The 18,044-nt window shown below is 72.1% G+C and carries 14 protein-coding genes and 3 pseudogenes; 10 read left to right on the forward strand and 7 right to left on the reverse strand.

Annotated elements, in window-relative coordinates:
- Positions 1-129 precede the first annotated feature (129 nt).
- Positions 130-1,314: pseudogene (locus K7G60_RS29045) on the forward strand (MFS transporter); the annotation flags it as partial.
- Between the two features lie 31 nt (positions 1,315-1,345).
- On the forward strand, positions 1,346-3,835 hold the full coding sequence (locus tag K7G60_RS29050; protein WP_225803934.1) for a DUF4132 domain-containing protein: 2,490 nt from the start codon (positions 1,346-1,348) through the stop codon (positions 3,833-3,835).
- Here K7G60_RS29050 and K7G60_RS29055 read toward each other — a convergent pair.
- Positions 3,810-4,601: an alpha/beta fold hydrolase gene (locus K7G60_RS29055; protein WP_225803935.1), complete on the reverse strand. Its 792-nt coding sequence runs from the start codon at positions 4,599-4,601 to the stop codon at positions 3,810-3,812. The two genes, K7G60_RS29050 and K7G60_RS29055, sit on opposite strands and share 26 nt — an antisense overlap.
- Positions 4,602-4,726: 125 nt before the next feature.
- Between K7G60_RS29055 and K7G60_RS29060 the strand changes: the two genes are divergently transcribed.
- The 3 genes from K7G60_RS29060 to K7G60_RS29070 are packed head-to-tail and all read left to right on the forward strand — an operon-like array spanning position 4,727 to position 6,382.
- Positions 4,727-5,161, forward strand: a complete 435-nt coding sequence (locus K7G60_RS29060; RefSeq protein ID WP_225803936.1) for a hypothetical protein — start codon at positions 4,727-4,729, stop codon at positions 5,159-5,161.
- 5 nt (positions 5,162-5,166) lie between these two features.
- Positions 5,167-5,604, forward strand: a complete 438-nt coding sequence (locus tag K7G60_RS29065) for a thiol-disulfide oxidoreductase DCC family protein (protein ID WP_225803937.1) — start codon at positions 5,167-5,169, stop codon at positions 5,602-5,604.
- Between the two features lie 10 nt (positions 5,605-5,614).
- Complete coding sequence (locus tag K7G60_RS29070) at positions 5,615-6,382, forward strand: TetR/AcrR family transcriptional regulator (RefSeq protein ID WP_225803938.1); 768 nt, start codon at positions 5,615-5,617, stop codon at positions 6,380-6,382.
- Between the two features lie 117 nt (positions 6,383-6,499).
- Here the strand turns inward: K7G60_RS29070 and K7G60_RS29075 are convergent, their stop codons facing one another.
- From K7G60_RS29075 to K7G60_RS29085, 3 genes are all read right to left on the reverse strand, one after another.
- Positions 6,500-8,053 carry an ABC transporter substrate-binding protein gene (locus K7G60_RS29075; RefSeq protein ID WP_225803939.1) on the reverse strand — a complete coding sequence of 518 codons (1,554 nt, stop codon included), beginning with the start codon at positions 8,051-8,053 and terminating at the stop codon, positions 6,500-6,502.
- Between the two features lie 193 nt (positions 8,054-8,246).
- Positions 8,247-9,494: a metallophosphoesterase gene (locus K7G60_RS29080; RefSeq protein ID WP_225803940.1), complete on the reverse strand. Its 1,248-nt coding sequence runs from the start codon at positions 9,492-9,494 to the stop codon at positions 8,247-8,249.
- An 18-nt stretch (positions 9,495-9,512) separates the two neighbouring features.
- Positions 9,513-9,737: an SCO4848 family membrane protein gene (locus K7G60_RS29085; RefSeq protein WP_225803967.1), complete on the reverse strand. Its 225-nt coding sequence runs from the start codon at positions 9,735-9,737 to the stop codon at positions 9,513-9,515.
- A 58-nt stretch (positions 9,738-9,795) separates the two neighbouring features.
- On the opposite strand from K7G60_RS29085, the gene K7G60_RS29090 reads away from it, so the two are divergent.
- Positions 9,796-10,035: an SCO4848 family membrane protein gene (locus K7G60_RS29090; protein ID WP_030687556.1), complete on the forward strand. Its 240-nt coding sequence runs from the start codon at positions 9,796-9,798 to the stop codon at positions 10,033-10,035.
- A 120-nt stretch (positions 10,036-10,155) separates the two neighbouring features.
- Here K7G60_RS29090 and K7G60_RS29095 read toward each other — a convergent pair whose 3' ends face one another.
- Positions 10,156-10,368 carry a DUF397 domain-containing protein gene (locus tag K7G60_RS29095; RefSeq protein WP_225803941.1) on the reverse strand — a complete coding sequence of 71 codons (213 nt, stop codon included), beginning with the start codon at positions 10,366-10,368 and terminating at the stop codon, positions 10,156-10,158.
- 631 nt (positions 10,369-10,999) lie between these two features.
- Between K7G60_RS29095 and K7G60_RS29100 the strand changes: the two are divergent.
- A pseudogene (locus tag K7G60_RS29100) lies at positions 11,000-11,265 on the forward strand (XRE family transcriptional regulator); the annotation flags it as partial.
- An 83-nt stretch (positions 11,266-11,348) separates the two neighbouring features.
- Here K7G60_RS29100 and K7G60_RS29105 read toward each other — a convergent pair.
- A complete protein-coding gene (locus K7G60_RS29105; RefSeq protein ID WP_225803942.1) occupies positions 11,349-13,070 on the reverse strand; it encodes a recombinase family protein in 1,722 nt (573 codons plus the stop codon).
- A gap of 387 nt (positions 13,071-13,457) precedes the next feature.
- Between K7G60_RS29105 and K7G60_RS39505 the strand changes: the two are divergent.
- Positions 13,458-14,183, forward strand: a pseudogene (locus tag K7G60_RS39505) (D-alanyl-D-alanine carboxypeptidase family protein); the annotation flags it as partial.
- A 343-nt stretch (positions 14,184-14,526) separates the two neighbouring features.
- On the opposite strand, the gene K7G60_RS29115 reads toward K7G60_RS39505, so the two are convergent.
- Positions 14,527-15,576, reverse strand: coding sequence for a YhjD/YihY/BrkB family envelope integrity protein (locus tag K7G60_RS29115; RefSeq protein WP_225803943.1), 1,050 nt, complete (start codon positions 15,574-15,576; stop codon positions 14,527-14,529).
- A gap of 240 nt (positions 15,577-15,816) precedes the next feature.
- Here K7G60_RS29115 and K7G60_RS29120 point away from each other — a divergent pair, with 240 nt between their 5' ends.
- Positions 15,817-17,193, forward strand: a complete 1,377-nt coding sequence (locus tag K7G60_RS29120; RefSeq protein WP_225803944.1) for an FAD-binding oxidoreductase — start codon at positions 15,817-15,819, stop codon at positions 17,191-17,193.
- Positions 17,194-17,218: 25 nt separating this feature from the next.
- Entirely contained in the window at positions 17,219-17,974 is a 756-nt protein-coding gene (locus K7G60_RS29125) for a decaprenylphospho-beta-D-erythro-pentofuranosid-2-ulose 2-reductase (protein WP_225803945.1), read from the forward strand.
- Positions 17,975-18,044 lie beyond the last annotated feature (70 nt).

The raw sequence follows: 18,044 nt of genomic DNA on the forward strand, positions 1-18,044 counted from the left end.
CCCCCCCCCCCCCCCCCCCCCCCCCCCCCCCCCCCCCCCCCCCCCCCCCCCCCCCCCCCCCCCCCCCCCCCCCCCCCCCCCCCCCCCCCCCCCCCCCCCCCCCCCTCCCCCCCCCCCCCCCCCCCCCCCCCCCCCCCCCCCCTCCCCCCCCGCCCCTTCCGCCTCCTCTTCACCGGCCGCACCCTCTCCCTCCTCGGCGACGCCGCCATCCCCGCCGCCCTCGCCCTCGCCGTCCTGGAGGCCACCGGCTCCACCTCGGCGCTCGCCCTGGTCCTCGGCTGCGCGATGGTCCCCAAACTCCTCCTGCTCCCGCTGGGAGGCGTCGCCGGCGACCGCTTCGACGCCCGCACGGTCGCGCTCACCACGGACCTCGTACGCTGCGCCACCCAGCTCCTCGTCGGCGTCCAGCTGCTCGGCGGCACCCCCAGCCTCGCCGTCCTCGCGGTCGCCGAGGCCCTCGGCGGCGCCGCCGGAGCCTTCGCCATGCCGACCGGCTCGCCGCTCGTGAAGGGCACGGTGCCGGAGGAGGCCCTGCACCGGGCCAACGCGGCGATGGGCGTCGCCCAGAGCGCCACCCGCCTGGCGGGACCCGCGCTCGCCGGCACCCTGGTCCTGACCGTCGGCCCCGGCTGGGCGTTCGTCCTGGACGCCGCCACCTTCGCCGTCAGCGCCCTGCTCCTGACCGCCGTACGGGTGAAGCGGGTCCCGGTCCCCCGCCGCTCGCTCCGCGCCGACCTCGCCGAGGGCTGGCAGGAGGTCCGCTCCCGGGACTGGTACTGGACCAGCCTCGTCGGCCACAGCGCCTGGAACGGCGCGGCCGCCGTCCTGATGACCCTCGGTCCCGCCATCGCCGTGGACCGGCTCGGCGGCGGCACCACCTGGGTCGTGCTCCTCCAGGTCGGCGCCGTCGGCTTCCTCCTCGGCACGCTGCTCGCCGACCGGGTCAGCCCCCGGCGCCCGGTCCTGACCGCGAACCTCGGCCTCGCCACGTACGCCCTGCCCCTGGTGCTGCTCGCCCTCGCCGCGCCCGCGCCGGTGACGATCGCGGCGTACGGGCTCGCGCAGGCGGGGCTCGGCTTCCTCTCCCCCGTCTGGCAGACCGCGGTCCAGCGCGCGGTGCCCGCCCACGCGCTCGCCCGGGTCACCTCGTACGACTGGCTGCTCTCGCTCGCCGCCATGCCCCTGGGCTACGCCCTCGCCCCGCTCGCCGCCTCGGCCTGGGGCCCCCGGATGCCGCTGCTCGTCGCGGCGGTGCTGGTGGGCGGGTGCTGCGCGGGGACGGCGCTGGTGCCGGGGGTGAGGCGGTTCGGGTAGGGCTGTCAGTGGGTTCCTCTACCGTCGAGGCATGGTGGGGATCACGGGCCTGGAGAGCAGGCTGGACGAGGCCGTCGACCGCGAGCAGGCCGGCCTTACGGGGTCGCTGGAGGAGTTCCTCGGCTCCCTCGACGCAGCAGGACAGCGCGCGGCGGCGTTCGCCCTCCAGCGCCGGGGGGAGCGCCGGAGGGACCGGGCGACGGCGGAGCGCGGCCTCGCGTTCCTGGCCGGCCGGAAGCCGGGCTGGTCGATCTCCGAGTCCGACCTGCTGCTCGCGCGACTCCTCGGCCGCGATGCGGAATTCTCCCCGCAGGAGCTGCGGGAGGCGTTCCTCGTGCTGGTGCCGATCGCCGTCTCGGCGGCCGAGCAGGTGGAGGAGTACGACCGGACCCGGCTGCGGACGCTCCGTCAGCTGGCCGACTCCTACCGGCACCTGGACACCGAGCGGTACGGAGAGATCCGGCGCCGGATCGACGCGCTGCTGACCCGCGAGGCGCCGGTCGTCGACGGACGACTGCCCAGGCATCTGCTCGACGACTTCGACGAGTACGGCCCGGCGATGCGCGCCGCCCACGACGGGCTGCTCACAGGGAAGGGCGCGGCGGCGTTCCTCGGGCACTGCGCCCTCCTCGACAAGCCTCGCGCCACGGGGGTCTGGCGCAAGCGGGCGGCGGCCCTGCTGGCCGCGACCGAGAACGGCCCGGAGCTGGTGCGGGTCCTCCTGGAGGGGATGGCCGCACAGCCCGAGCACCGGGTGAGCAGCCTGAACCCGTGGAACTGGGCCATGTCCACCCTCGCGAGCGACGCCAACACCTCCCTCGTGCGGGGGCTGCTGTGGGCCTCGCTCGCGACGGACGGCGACTGGGTGGTGCCGGTGGCGGGGGCCGTGGCTCTGCACGCCGGGACCGGCACGGGCGGCTCCGGCGGCTACTGCCGCAGCCAGCCGCTGGCCACGGCGGCCGTCGCCGTGCTCGGGGCGTGCGAGGGGACGCGCGGCGAGGAGGCCGTGCAGTGGCTCGGGCGGCTGCCGAAGAAGGTGAAGAACCGGACGGTGAACAAGGGCATCGCGAAGGCCCTGGAGGCGGTCGCGGCCCGCGCCGGACTCACGCCGTCGATGCTCCGCGAGCGCGGGGTGGCGACGCTCGGTCTGGACGGGCGCGGGGTCCGGGAGGCGACGCTCGGGGCGTACACGGCGGAGCTCTCGGTACGGGAACCGGGCACGGTCGCGCTGTCCTTCAGGGGCCCGGAGGGGAGGCCCCTGAAGACCGCGCCGAAGGAGGTCCGGGAGGCGCACGCGGAGGAGTTGAAGGGGGTCAGGGCGGGGCTGAAGGAGCTCAAGGGCCTGGTGGCGGCCGAGCGGTCCCGGCTCGAGGAGCACCTCGCGGCGGGGACGGTCTGGCCGGCGGAGGACTGGCAGCGCTACTACGCCGACCATCCGGTGACCGGGGCCCTGGCCCGTGCGCTGCTCTGGGAGGTCGCCGAGGGCGGCGACTGGACGGCCGGTCTGCCCGAGCGCGCCGGCGGCGGCTGGGCCCTCGCCGGGCACGACGGGACGGCGCGCCCGGTCGGTCCCGGCGCCCGGCTGCGGCTGTGGCATCCGCTGCGGGCCGGCGGCGAGGAGGTCGCCGAGTGGCGGGCCGCGCTGGCGGAGCGGGAGGAGCGCCAGCCGTTCAAGCAGGTCTTCCGCGAGGTGTACCCGCTGACTCCGGCGGAGCTCGTGACCGGCTCGTACTCCAACCGCTTCGCGGGGCACGTCCTGCGGTACGGGCAGATGCGGGCGCTGACGGCCGAGCGCGGCTGGACGGGGAACCACCTGGGGTACTTCTCGGACGGCTGGTCCTCGGAGCTGGTCAAGGAGCTGCCCGCCCCGGGCGAGCTGCCGGCCGGCGCGGGGACGCGCTGGCGGGCCCGGTTCTTCGTGGAGCTGGTCGACGAGGGGGCGAGCGGGGACGGGGTGGCCCGGCTCTGCTCCACGGACCAGGTGCGCTTCGAGCGCAGGGCGGGGGCGCGGGGCGCGTGGGAGGCGACCGCGCTGGCCGACGTACCGGCGCTCGTGCTGTCCGAGGCGCTGCGGGACGTCGACCTGTTCGTGGGGGTGGCGTCGATCGGGGCGGACCCGCGGTGGCGGGACCGGGGGGAGGAGCGGGCCTACGACGGGTACTGGGAGAGCTGGTCGTTCGGCGAGCTGACGGAGTCGGCGCTGATCCGGCGCGAGACCCTGGCCCGGCTGCTGCCCCGGACGCGGATCGCGGACCGGGTGGAGCTGACCGACCGTTTCCTGCGGGTCCGGGGCGAGCTGCGCACGTACCGGATCCATCTGGGCTCGGGGAACGTGCTGATGGAGCCGGACGACACCTATCTCTGCGTGGTGGAGGACCGCGTGCGGGACCGGGGGAAGGTGTTCCTGCCGTTCGAGGAGGACGGCGGGCTGCTTTCGGTGATCCTGTCGAAGGCGCTGCTGCTGGCCGCCGACGACCGGATCACCGACCCGACGATCACCTCGCAGATACGCCGGGGCTGAGCGCGGAGACCTCGGCCAGGAAGGAGAGGAGCAGCCGGGCGGTCTCCTCCGGGAGGTCGAGGGCGGGGAGATGGCCGGCCCGGTCGACGTCGACCCGGCGCGCGCCGGGCAGCAGGCTTCCGAGCTCGTCGGCGACCGCCCGGAAGTCGGGCAGGTCGTGGGTGCCGACGGCCACGAGGGCGGGGACCCGGATGCGGGCGAGGTCCTCGCGGGTGACCTCGGGCGCGACGGGGTGGTGCTCCTCGGGGGCGGCCAGCTGGAGGTCGAAGGCGCGCCGCTGCCCGTCCCGTACGACGGCGCGGGCGGCCTCCGTGGCCTCGGGGCCGAGCCAGGTGTCGACGTTGAGCTCGACGGCGGCGTCGAGGTCGCCCGCCTCGATGAGCGCGTCCTCGCGGGCTCCCCAGGCGCGCAGCTCCTCGCTCGGCGCCATGCCGGGCATCGCGGAGCCCAGCAGGGCGAGGGCCCGGACGCGTCCGGGGTGAAGGGCGGCGAGTTCGAGGGCGACACGACCGCCGAAGGAGGAGCCGACGACGGCGGCCCGCTCGACGCCGAGGTGGTCGAGGAGTTCGCGCACGTCCTCGGCGTGGGTGTGCGGGGCCTCCATGGGGCTGTCGCCGAAACCGCGGAGGTCGCAGCGGACGACACGGTGTCCCGCCCCGGCCAGCGCGTGGAACTGCCCGTCCCACATCCGGCGGTCGCAGACCCCGGAGTGCAGCAGGACGACGGTCGAGGGGCCGGTGCCGGCCAGGTCATGAGGGAGCGTCACCCGCCCAACCCTAAGCGTCCGGGCACACCGGGGCCAGCTCTTCGCACAAGCGACTTGAACACGTTCAAGAGGAGGTCTACAGTCATGACTACCAGCTTTTGAACGCGTTCAAGGGAGGGTGGGGCATGGACCTCACTGTCGTCGCGTACATCGTCTACCTGCTGATCAGCGTGGCCCTCACCGTCTGGGTCGCCCGCACGCTCAGCCACAACGGAAGGATCTTCCTCTCCGACGTCCTGCACGGGAACGAGAAGCTCGCGGACGCCGTGAACCACCTCCTGGTGGTCGGCTTCTACCTCGTCAACTTCGGCTTCGTCGCCCTCTACCTGAGCCAGGACGACGCCGTCGCCGACGCCAGGACCCTCTTCGAGGCCCTCTCCGTCAAGCTCGGAGTGGTCCTGCTCGTCCTCGGCGTGATGCACCTCGGAAACGTCTACGTGCTCAACAAGATCCGCCGCCGCGGAGTCATGGAGCGCGAGCAGGTGCCGCCGGTCGGCCCGCAGGGCTGGACCAGCGCCCCCAAGGCCGGCCCCTGGGCCCCGCCCGCGCCGCAGGCCTGACCGCGATGTCGGCCCCGGCGAGACCCACCACCCCCGTGGGACGCCTGACCGTGCTGTACGACGCCGGCTGCCCGCTCTGCGTGCACCTCAGGCACTGGCTGCTGCGCCAGCGGCAGCTCGTCCCGCTCGACTTCGTACCGGCCGGGTCCCAGCAGGCACGACGCCTCTTCCCGGCCCTCGACCACGCCGCCACCCTGCGGGAGATCACCGTGATCGGGGACCGGGGCCAGGTCTACCGCGAGGCCTCCGCCTGGATCGTCTGTCTCTGGGCCCTGGCCGAACACCGGCCCAAGGCCCACTGGCTGGCCACCCCCGCCGGACAGCCCTTCGCCCGGGCGACCGTCCTCGCCGCCGCGAAATGGCGCGAGGCCCTCAAGGGGCCGGGACCGGACGGCGGGTCCTGCGAGGACGGGCACTGCGAGGTGCCCGGTCCGCCCGGTTAGGCTCGGCCCCGTGAAGGACGTGAAGGAAGAGAAGCAGGCCGACCAGAAGAAGGCCCCCAAGAGCGAGCAGACCCGCACGCTCATCCTCGAAACCGCGCTCCGGCTGTTCAAGGAGCGCGGTTACGACAAGACGACGATGCGGGCCATCGCCCAGGAGGCCGGGGTCTCCGTCGGCAACGCTTACTACTACTTCTCCTCCAAGGAGCACCTCGTCCAGGGCTTCTACGACCGGATCGCCGAGGAGCACCAGGCGGCCGTCGAGCCCATCCTGACCGGCCCCGAGAAGGACCTGACCGCCCGGATCCGCGGGGTCTACCTCGGCTGGCTCGACATCGCTGAGCCGTACCACGAGTTCGCGGCCCAGTTCTTCAAGAACGCCGCCGACCCGGACAGCCCGCTCAGCCCCTTCTCCCCCGAGTCGGAGGGCCCCCGCGAAGCCGCGATCGAGGTGCACCGGCGGGTCATCTCCGGCGCCTCGGTCAAGGTCGATCCGGAACTGAAGGAAGCACTCCCGCAGTTGCTGTGGCTCCAGCAGATGGGCCTGGTGCTCTTCTGGGTGTACGACCGCTCGGAGGGCGCGGCGAACAGCCGGCGCCTGGTGGAGCGCCTCGCGCCGGTCACCGCCCGCGCGATCTCGCTCTCCCGCTTCAGGATCCTGCGCCCGCTGGTCAAGGAGACGCACGAGCTGCTCTCCGACTTCATGCCGACGGCGGCCGGGATGGCGGCCTCGGGCAAGCCCGAGAAGCGGACGAGCCCGAAGCCGCAGGAGAAGGCCTAGATATCTGGATTCTGGATTCTGGATCCAAGCACTTGGATTCAGAATCCAGAAGCTTGGATCCAGCAGCCAGGAGCTTGAATCCAGAATCCTGGATCCAGCAGCCTGGATCCAGGATCCCTAAATCCAGCTGAGCTCCCACAGGCGCCAGATGCCCGTGCCGTCCGACAGGTACTGGGAGCCGGTGACCGCCTCGGTGGAGAGGACGTAGTCCTTCTTCTGCCACAGCGGGACGAGCGGCACGTCGACGGCGACCTCGCTCTGGATCTCCTTGAAGTCGTTCGTCGCCCGGCCCCGGTCGCTGAACTGCTGCGTCGAGGCGATCAGACTGTCGATCCGCTTGCTGGAGAAGCCGTTGTGCAGGGTGTTCTCGGTGCCGACGAGCGGTGCGGTGAAGCTGTCGGAGTCGGGGAAGTCCGGGAGCCAGCCGACGGGGTAGGCGTCGTAGCTGCCCTTCGCGTACCCCTTCTGGAAGCTCTTCCAGTCGGCCTCCACGACCTTCACCTCGAAGAGGCCGGTCTCGTCCAGCTGCCGCTTGATCTCGGCGGCCTCGGCACCGTACGTGGCGTCCTTGCGGTAGCCGAAGGTGAACTTCACCGGCGTCTTGATCCCGGCGTCCTTCAGGAGCTTCTCGGCCTTCTTCCTGCTCGGCTCCGGGTAGACGTCGAAGAAGGCGGTGCTGTGGCCGACGAAGCCCTGCGGGATGAGGGAGTAGAGCGGCTCGACCGTGCCCTTGTAGGCGCCCTCGGTGATCGCCGGGCGGTCGAGCACGGCGGCGACGGCCTGCCGTGCGGCCTTGTCCGCCATGGGCGAGCCGGGCCGGACGTTGAAGTTGAGGTTGCGGATCTCGGCGCTCTCCGCCTCGGTGACCCGGGTCCCGTCCTTGGTGTCCAGGTTCGCGAGGAAGTCCGGCGGGAGCTGCCGGTGCGTCACCTGGACGTCCTTCGCCTTCCAGGCCTTGGCGAGGTCCTCGGACTGGCCGAAGTACTTCACCAGGACCGTGTGACCGGCCTTGGTGACGGCGCCCCGGTACCTCGGGTTGGGCTCCAGGCGGGCGGACTCGCCCTCCTTGTACTCCTTGAGGACGTACGGCCCCGAGCCGTCGACCGCGAGGTCCGTCCGCAGCCTGTCGGCCGGATAGTGGTCCTTGTCCACGATCGAGCCGGCGCCCGTGGCCACCTTCAGCGGGAACGTGGCGTCACGGCCGCTCAGGTGGAAGGTGACGGTGCGGCCCTCGGCCGAGACGTTCTTCAGGGTGGGGAAGAGCGGCTGCGGACCGACGTCGGTCTTGATGCGCAGCATCCGCTCGAAGGAGTACTTGACGTCCTCGGCGGTGACCTTGCGCCCGCCGGCGAAGGTGAGGTCGTCGCGGAGCGTGCACTGGTACGTGGTGAGCCTGGTGCCCACGAACTTGCAGCTCTCGGCGGCGTCCGGGACCGGCTGGCTGAGGCCCGGCTTGAACGTCAGCAGCGACTGGAAGACGTTGCTGTACATGGCCCAGGAGCCGGCGTCGTAGGCGCCCGCCGGATCGAGCGAAGTGACCTCGTCGGTCGTGCCGACGGTGATCGGATCGGTCCGGACGCCGTCGGAGGGCAGGAGTTGCCAGCCCCCCACTCCGGCGGCCACCAGTACTCCACAAGTGATGAGGATCCGCAGACGGACCGTCGACCGCATTGCCGTGCTTCCTTTTTTTGATACCACCCCAGATGCGACGGCCCCCAAAAACGCCGCGATGGCTGCATCCCATCACACGGCTTTCACATGGGGAAGAGGAAACTTTCACATGACAGGTATATGTCCGGGATATGAGAATTTAAGCCGATGAGCAGCACGTATCGACCTCGGCGCGGGGAGTGACCGCAGCCGATCAGGCCTGCTTCGAGGCGAGCTCGACGATCGTGATGTCGGAGGGCGCCCCCACCCGTACCGGAGGCCCCCAGGCGCCCGCGCCCCGCGAGACGTACAGCTGTGTGTCCCCGTACCGCTCGAGACCGGCGACGGTCGGGTTGGCCAGCTCGGCGAGGTGGTTGCCGGGCCACAGCTGGCCGCCGTGGGTGTGACCGGAGAGCTGGAGGTCCACGCCGTGGCGCACGGCGTCGTGGACGACGATCGGCTGGTGCGCGAGGAGCACCGCGGCGCGGGCCCGGTCGCGGTCGCCGAGGGCCCGTGCGAAGTCGGGGCCCCGGCCCTCGTTCTCCCCCGCGACGTCGTCGACGCCGGCGAGGTCGAAGCCGGCCGGGATCTCCACGCGCGCGTTGCGCAGCGGACGCAGGCCGAGCTCGCGGACGTGGTCGACCCAGGCGTCGGCGCCCGAGAAGTACTCGTGGTTGCCGGTCACGAAGAAGGAGCCGTGCCGGGCCCGGAGCCGGGCGAGCGGCTCGGCGGCCGGCCCGAGGTTCTCGACGGTCCCGTCGACGAGGTCGCCGACGACCGCGATCAGGTCGGGCTGGGCGGCGTTGATCGCGTCCACGATGCGCTGGGTGTGGGCGCGGCCCAGGATCGGCCCGAGGTGGATGTCGGACACGACGGCGATCCGGTAACCGTGCGCGGCGCGCGGGATCTTGGCCAGCGGCACGGTGACCCGCTTGACCCGGGGCCCGCGCAGCACACCGTACGTCCCGTACCCCACGGTCCCGACGGCGACGGCGGCCGCGGAGCCCCCGACGACCCGGGAGACGAACAGCCGCCGGGAGAGGCCTGCCTCCCGCGACTCGGTCACGGCAGCGGACCCGGCCACCGGCGGCTCGGCCGCGGGCACGGTCACGGCCGCGGGCACGGGCTCCGGCGGGGCGGCGGCACGGCGCTCCGCCCAGGCCCGCAGGACCGGCCGGACGGCCTCGCCGACGACCAGGGCCAGGACCAGGTACAGGAGCACGGCGAGCCAGAGGAAGCCCGGCCAGGCCACCGTCTGCTGGAGCCAGAAGGGCGCGCCCGCCCGCGAGGAGACCAGGGCCGCGAGCGAGAGCAGCGGCAGGGCCACGGCGACGGCCGTGCCGAGCCGGCGCGCGGGACTCCCGGCCGCCGTGACGTCCCGCACGAGCCGCCGCCACACGTACCAGTGGACCGCTCCGAGCAGCGCGAGCACCACGACCAGAACCAGCAGAAAGACGACCACGCCCCCGGAACCCCTCTTCTAGGCGCCCGCGCGGCGCGCGGCGCGCACCCCACGCAACCCCATCACACCGATCGTCGTCCCCAGGACAAAGGACGTGACGGCAAGCAGCAGATGAACCCGGAAGTAGGCCGTCGGGTCGCCCGCGTCGTCGAAGGCGAGGCCGCTCCCGTCGTTCCAAAGGTTCTTGACGAAAGTGATCCACGACCAACTAACCACTAGCGTACAGAGACCCTGCCGCAAGATCGCCGCAGCCCCGTTCGATACTGGCAGGGCACGGCCACCCCACCCCGAAGGACACCCCATGAAGCTCAGCCGCCGCGTCTCCTGGTTCCTGCTCGCGTTCGGCGTCTGGTCTTGGGTGATCTGGGTGACCTTCGCGAAGAACCTCTGGAAGGACGGGAGCGGCCTCGCGTTCGACGACGCGGGGAACCCGACGGCGTACTTCTGGGTCCACCTCGCCCTCGCTGTCACGTCGTTCATCCTAGGGACGGCCGTTGGCGTGATCGGACTGAGGGGCGTCCGAGCGAACGCGGGCAAGTAGAAGTCCCACCCGCGCGCTACGAGGGAAGCGCACCGCAGCGAGCTCACCACGGCAACCCGCACTCGGGGTCCGTGGGGCACTCGGCGTCACAGCGAGGGCACTTCGGCACGGGACCTGCTCTCAGGCGATCACGTCGTACTCGCCGGCCTTTACGGCGTCGGTGAGCGCAACCCAGTCGGCGGCCGTCATCGTGACGATGGTGTCCGGCCCCTCGCTGTCACGCAACGCGACCACGCCGGGGACGTTGGTCGCCACCTCGGGACAGTTGTTCACCCGCGCGTCACGGCAGGCGGCCGTCCTGACGAACTGGAACTCGGGCAGCTTGGCGGACATGGGCACTCCTCTCGGAGGACGTGTCGGGGAAGCGGTCCCCGCGCCGTCGTGCACCCGCCCCCGCCGCGCACGTCGGTGTCCGCGCGGAGGGGCGGGATTCTCAGACCGGCCGAACGGTGTCCGGCGGGACCAGCCACTCACGGCCCCCGCCCTCAGGTCGCAGAAAGGCTGTAGGGCGCTTCCTACGCTCGCCGGGCAGCTCGGCCGGATCTTCGTAGTCCTGGATCACGTCGCACAGAATGCCGACCCTGCCCGAGCCGTCCTCTGCCAGGCTGCCTACGTCCGCCTCGGTAGCCATCAGGGGCACTTCCCGATGGGCCGGTACACGACGACCGGGGAACCGGACCGCCTTTCGAGCGTCCCTCGGTAGCCGCGCTCAAGCGACGCGATCGGCTGCATACACGCGGGGCACGTCTCGCCCTTCGGCGCGTATGTCGCGTACTCCCACTGACTCGCGTCTGTGCCCTGATTCAGCGTCTTACCGGTCACCCTGCGTCGTCCCCTCAGGTCGCCTGGCGCTGATCGTCACGCCGCTCGCGGGGACGGGAGAACTACGTACGTTTCCCACTTCGGGACGTCCCGCGTGGGGTAGAACGTCCCTAAAGCACGGAGCGCAGGAAGGGCAGCGAGCATGCCGAACGAGCGGTTACGAGCCGTCATGGAATCGGCGGATGGACATACGCAACCCTTGCTGACGCAGCGGACGTTGATCCGAAGAGTGTCGAGCGATGGGCGAACCTAGGACGCACGCCGAGGCGAGTGACGGCACTCAAGGCTGCCGAAGCGCTGGGGGAAGACGTCCACGCACTCTGGCCGGCGCCAAGGCAGGCGCGTGCGGCGCGGGCAGTCAGCCCGGAACTGGTCACGCTGTACGACCAGCGTGCAGACCTTCCCGTATGGCTCCGCCCGCTGGTCGGCCCCGCTGCGGGCACAGCAAAGCCCCGGCGGTCCGTGAGGGACCACCGGGGCTTCGGTGAGTGTCAGAGAGCGGCTAGCGTCTCTTCGTCGTCTTCGTGGTCCTCATCCGTCTCAAGGTGCCGCCAGTGGAGCGTCACGCGTTCCTCGATCGCGATGTACTTACGGGACTCCGGGTCCCGGCCGGGGCCGATGGAGACGCCTGAGAGGAAGAGGTCCAGGAACTCGCGTCGCTTGAACACGTCCCACGCTGCCCAAGGGGAACCGGCGCCCAAGGGGTCCTCTCCCGGTTCGAACCAGTCCGAGGGAACCCGGATCGCTGCCGTGGTCTGCTCGTCCAGTTCTTCCAACCTGGCCGTGCACTGGTCCTCGAAAGTCCGGTACTGCGTCATCGTCGCGCGCCACATGGCCAGTTCGTCCCGCCCCCGGTAGAGCCCCGCCTTGCGGTCGGCCTGGAGTTCGGCGATGGAGTTCCGGACGTGCTCAAGGTGTGCCGCCATCTCGCGCCGCTCCTCCTGGACTCCGGACAGGTCGCGCTGGAGCGCGAATCGGAGTGCCGCCTCCGCCAACCATTCCCCGTCCTCGTCGTCGTCGACGTCCACAGCGGCAAGACGTGCCCAGACGCGCCCGGCCACGTAGTCGTCGGCGTCTTCGCGCTTGATGCTCAAGCCGCCGTGGCCCTTGGGGTTGGCGCACATGTAGTAGTCCTGCCCGCCGTTGTTCTTGCTCTGCCCCATGGACCCCGTGCAGATTCCACAGGTGGTGAAGCGCCAGCCGCTCAGGAGCGTGGGTGTGGCCTCTCCGCCCGGTTGCCTGTTGGTCTTGTTGCGCTTGCTGCGCTGCTCCTGGAGTTCCAACCACTTGGCCCCCGGGACGACGCCACGGTGGGGCGTCAGGGGTGCCCCGCCCTCATCCCGGGCGATCACGTTCACGTACGCCTTGCCACGCTTCACGCGCTCGCCGGCGAAGCCTCCGATGGCCGGGTGGGAGAGGATCCAGCGGACTGTCTGGGCTCGCCAGCGGATCGGGCTGTCCTCCTTTGACACGCGGCGCTTCTTGATGGACTCCATCCGCTTCTCGGTGGCACGCCGCTCGGCCTCGCCGGGCGCCGGTACGTCCTCCGACTCCAGCGTCGTCGCGATCTTGTTGTCGGAGATTCCGGCGAACGACATCTCCACCATGCGCTCGACGATCGCGACGTGGTCCGGGTTGTCCTCGTCGGGCTCCAGGACGGAGACGACAAGGTTGCCGATCTTCTCGCGCACCGCCCGCATGCCGTACGGCGGCGAGCTGGAGTGCCGGCCACCGACCGCCCTGATCTCGTCCTTGGCTCCGCGCAGGCGCTCCGCCTTGATGTCGCTGTCCTGCTTCGCCAGTGCGGCGATCAGCGCGAAGACCGCGACGCCGATCGGGTTCGAGGTGTCGAGGAACGGTTCGAGGACGGAGACGAAACGCACCCCGTACTTCTTGAACTCCCTGTCGATCTCCAGTGCGTCGTGTGCGCCCTTGCGGGTCAGCCGGGACAGTTCGTTGACCACCACCACATCGACCTCGCCCGCGCGGACAGCCGACATGAGGTCTTCGAATCCCGGGCGGACGGCGTTTGGATCCCAACCGGACCGACCGACGTCTTTGAACGTGTGAATCACCTCCCACCCCCGGCTCGCCGCCAGCGCCTCACCGGCTGCCACCTGGGCTTCCGGCGACGCCTCGGAGGAGTCGGGGCGCGCCTTGGACTGCCGGGCGTAGACAGCCACCCGCACGGTGTCCAGTTGCTCGGCTCCCACGGGCGAAACGAAGGGGGTCAAGGTCTCTCACCTGCTCTTTCCTGGCGTTGAAGCTCTACCGGTTAGCTACATATAGAAAGGATCCAGATGGACCAGCTCCACACCCCGAACGCGAGCAGGAACCAGGAGACGCGGCGGCTGAGCCTCGTGCCCCCAGTATCACCATCGGTCTTCCGGCCCCCGCTTCCGGGTGGACGAGCGCGGGTGAACCGCCTGCCGGGGTTCGGATCGGCTGTGCGTACCTGTACGTTCTCGACCGTGTCTGCTTCGAAGAAGACCGCTTGGGCGGTCGCCGCTGCTGTGCTCCTGCCGCTCGTCACCGCCGCGCCCGCGGCGCACGCGGACGGAAAGGACGGGAAGGACAAGCAGCCCAAGCCTCCCGCCGTGATGTCCAAGGTCGGCGGTGCCCTGCTCAGCAGGCCGGGGACGCAGGTGCGGCTCGGTCCCGGCGCTCCGGTGCTGCCGAAGGAGCTGTCCGGCCGTTCCTGGATCGTCGCGGATGCCGAGAAGGGGGAGATCCTCGCCGCGCACAACGCGCACTGGCGGCTCGCCCCGGCCTCCACGCTCAAGATGCTCTTCGCGGACACCCTGCTGCCGAAGTTCCCCAACAAGACGCAGAACCACCTGGTCACCACGGCGGACCTGGCCGGCATAGGGGACGGCTCCAGCCTGGTCGGCATCAAGGAGAAGCAGACCTACAGCGTCCGCGACCTGTGGCTCGGCGTCTTCCTCCGCTCCGGCAACGACGCCGTGCACGTGCTGACCAGCATGAACGGCGGTCTCCAGCGGACCGTGAAGGACATGAACGACCAGGCGGTCGAGCTCCAGGCCCTCGACACCCACGTGGTCTCCCCGGACGGTTACGACGCCCCGGGCCAGGTCTCCTCCGCGTACGACCTGACGCTCATCGCCCGCCACGGGATGCAGAACGAGGACTTCCGCCGGTACGCCGCCACGGCCCGCGCCGTCTTCCCCGGCGAGGCCAAGCCGGGCAAGAAGCGCGAGACCTTCGAGATCCAGAACACCAACCGGCTCCTCACCGGAGACATCGGCGTCGCCCCGTACCAGGGCATCGCCGGGGTCAAGAACGGCAACACCACGCACGCGGGCGCCACCTTCACCGGCGTCGCCGAGCGCAACGGCAAGGTCCTGCTCGTCACCGTCATGAACCCCTCCTCCGAGGAGCAGCACGCGGTCTACCGGGAGGCCGCCCGGCTGCTCGACTGGGGCTTCGCCGCCGCCGGGAAGGTGACGCCGGTGGGCGAACTGGTGCCGCCGCTCTCGGAGCGCACGGAGCCCACCTCGCCGGACGACGGCACGGCTCCGGCGCCCGGGAAGGACGCCCAGCAGAGGCCGGTCCACGCGGCCGCTCCCGTCGGGAAGACCGGCGGAATGGGGATCGCGCTGGCCGTGGCGGGTGGCGTCCTCGTCCTCCTGGCCGGGGCCGCCTTCCTGATCAACCGCCGCTGGCCGCTGACCGGGGCGGCGGCCCGTCGGCGCCCCTCGCAGTCCCCGGACCCGGCTCCGGACGGGACCCCGGCCCCGGACCCGGCTCCGGACGGGACCCCGGCCCCGGACCCGGCTCCGGACGGGACCCCGGCCCCGGACCCGGCTCCGGACGGGACCCCGGCCGTGAAGGGCTCTCCGAAGGGTTCTCCCGAGGCGACTCCGTAGCCGTCCAGGCCGCGCAGAACAGCAGCAGTTTCGCGGTGAAGTTGATCCAGAGGAGCAGGGCGACCGGGACGCCGAACGCCCCGTACATCGACTTCGCCGCGATCCCCTTCATGTAGCCGCCGAGCAGCAGCTTCAGGAGCTCGAAGCCGACCGCGCCCATCAGCGCGGCCACCACGAGGTCGCGGCGGTGCGGTTCGACGCCCGGCAGCAGCGTCAGCACGTACAGCAGGATCAGGAAGTCGGCGACGACTGCGACGAGGACGGCCGCCGTCTGGAGCAGGTAGCCGCCCGCCCCCTCGCCGGAGATGCCGAGCCGGTCGGCGCTCCAGCCGACGGCGGTGGAGCCGAGCCAGGAGGCGGCGAGCGAGGCGAGCGCGACGCCGCCGAGGCCGAGGAGGATCAGCGCGTCCTTGCCCTTGCGCAGGATCGGGTTGCCCTCGACGTCGTCGAGCCCCCAGACCGCGCGCAGGCACTCCCGCATGGAGCCGATCCAGCTGATGCCGGTGACGAGGAGGACGGCGCCGGCGACGAGTCCGACGGTGCCGGCGTTGGCGACGAGCCCGGCGATGTCGAGCTGGTCGGAGATGCCGGGCACCTGGTCGCCGATCTTCCCCTCGATGGTGTGGAGTTGGTCGTCGGTGAGGAGCGCGGCGCCGATGGCGGCGGCGACCGTGATCAGCGGGAAGAGGGCGACGAAGGAGACGAAGGTGATCGCGGCGGCGAGCCGGGTCCAGTGCGTCTCGTCGAGTGTCTCGTACGCGCGCCACGCGTGGGTCCGCATGAGGCGGGCGATCCACGGGCCGATGACGGGGAGTCCGGTCAGCCAGTCCATGTCGTACGTCTGCTCCTCGCGCCGTCGGTCATTCGGGTCACTCGGGTACGAGAATCCCCCGCCGGGGCGCGGAGACCCGCGACCGACATCCCGTACGGCGCGGCCGGTGCCGGACCGTGGGGGTTCCTTCCCGGTGTTCCTCGCGTTCCTCGCGTTCCTTGCGTTCCTTCGGGCATCCGTTCCGACGAGCCGCCCCGCAATACCGGCATAAGCGCCATATCCGGCTATACGGTCAGCTCCATGGCTGTCGAGACCCGCGTCCCCGACGAGGACTGCGAAGCGATCAGCGGCTGGGGCCGCACCGCCCCCACCCTCGCGCGCGTGCACCGGCCCCGCGGGTACGCGGAGGCCGTGGAGGCCCTCCTCGCCTGCGGCCGCCGGGGCGCCGTCGCCCGCGGCCTCGGCCGCGCGTGCGGCGACGCCGCGCAGAACGCCGGCGGCACCGTCCTCGACATGACCGGCTTCGACCGGATCCTGGCCGTCGACACCGCCGCCGGGCTCGTCGTCTGCGAGGCGGGCGTCACCCTGCACCGGCTGATGGAGGCGCTGCTGCCGTTCGGCTGGTTCGTCCCGGTCACCCCCGGCACCCGGTACGTGACCGTCGGCGGCGCGATCGGCGCCGACGTCCACGGCAGGAACCACCCCCTCTCGGGTTCCTTCTGCCGGCACGTGACCGCGCTCGAACTCCTCACCGCCGACGGGGAGATCCGCACCGTGCTGCCCGGGACCCCGCTCTTCGACGCCACCACCGGCGGTCTGGGACTGACCGGCGTGATCCTCTCCGCCACCCTGCGACTGCTGCCCGTCGAGACCTCCCTGATGCGCGTGGACACCGAGCGTGTCCCCGACCTCGACGAGCTGATGGCCCGGTTCGCCGAGGACGACGGCCGGTACCGCTACTCCGTCGCCCGGATCGACCCGCTCGCCCGGGGCGCCGCCACCGGCCGCGCCGTCCTGACCCGCGGCGACCACGTCCCGTACGACGCGCTGCCCCGCCGCCACCGGGCCCGCCGCGTGCCGCTGGACTTCCGGCCGGGGCGGCTGCCCGCTCCGCCGCCGTACGTCCCCGGCGGGCTGCTCGGCCGCACGTCCCTCGGGCTCTTCAACGAACTCTGGTACCGCAGGGCTCCCCGCACCGCCACCGGCCGTCTCCGGTCGCTGCCGGCCTTCTTCCACCCCCTCGACGGCATCCCGCACCGGAACCGGATCCACGGACCCGAGGGCTTCGTCCGGTACCGGTTCGTCGTCCCGTACGGGCAGGAGGACACCCTCCGGCGGATCGTGCGGCGCATCGCGGACCGGGGCTGCCCCTCCTTCCCCGCCGTCCTGAAGCGGTTCGGCGCGGGCGGCCCCGGCCCGCTCTCCTTCCCCCTCCCCGGCTGGGCCCTCGCCCTCGGCCTCCCCGCCGGCCTGCCCGGGCTCGGCCGCTTCCTCGACGCGCTCGACGAGGAGGTCGCGGGTGCCGGCGGGCGGGTCGACCTCGCCGAGGACTCCCGGGTCCGGCCGGAGGCCCTGGCCGCGATGTACCCCCGGCTCGACGAGTTCCGGGCGCTGCGCGCGGCGCTCGACCCGCGGTCCGTCCTCACCTCGGACCTCTCCCGCCGTCTCGGCCTCTAGGCCTCCAGAACCTCCAGGAGTTCACGTGAAGGACGCCTTCGGTGCCCCGCAGTCGCTGCTCGTCCTCGGCGGCACCTCCGAGATCGGGCTCGCCACCGCCCGCCGGCTGATCGCGCGCCGCACCCGCACGGTCCGGCTGGCCGGCCGCCCCACCCCCGCGCTCACGGCCGCCGCCGACTCGCTGCGGGCGCTCGGGGCGGACGTGCGCACCGTGCCCTTCGACGCGCTCGACACCGGGTCGCACGAGGAGCGGCTCGGGAAGGTCTTCGCCGAGGGCGACGTCGACATGGTGCTGCTCGCCTTCGGGGTCTTCGGCGACCAGGCGCGCGACGAGTCGGATCCGGCCGCCGCCGTCCGGGTCGCGCAGACCAACTACACGGGCGCCGTCTCTGCCGGTCTGGTGTGCGCGGGCGCGCTCCAGGCGCAGGGGCACGGTTCGCTGGTGGTGCTCTCGTCGGTGGCGGGCGAGCGGGCGCGCCGCGCCGACTTCATCTACGGCTCGTCGAAGGCGGGGCTCGACGCCTTCGCGCAGGGCCTCGGGGACGCGCTGCACGGCACGGGCGTGCACGTCATGGTCGTACGGCCCGGCTTCGTGCGCTCGAAGGCGACGGCCGGGCTCGCGGAGGCGCCGCTCGCGACGACCCCGGAGGCGGTCGCGGGCGCGATCGAGCTGGGGCTGCGGCGGCGCTCGGAGACGGTGTGGGTGCCGGGGACGCTGCGGATGGTGATGGCGGCGGCACGGCACGTACCGAGGCCGCTGTTCCGGCGTCTGCCGGTGTGAGGTGTGACTCTGGGGGCCGGTGTGACGTACGGCCCTGGAGGGTCGGCACCGGTGTGACGTACGACCCTGA

It is taken from the genome of Streptomyces sp. NK15101 (assembly GCF_020400725.1).
Taxonomy (GTDB): domain Bacteria; phylum Actinomycetota; class Actinomycetes; order Streptomycetales; family Streptomycetaceae; genus Streptomyces.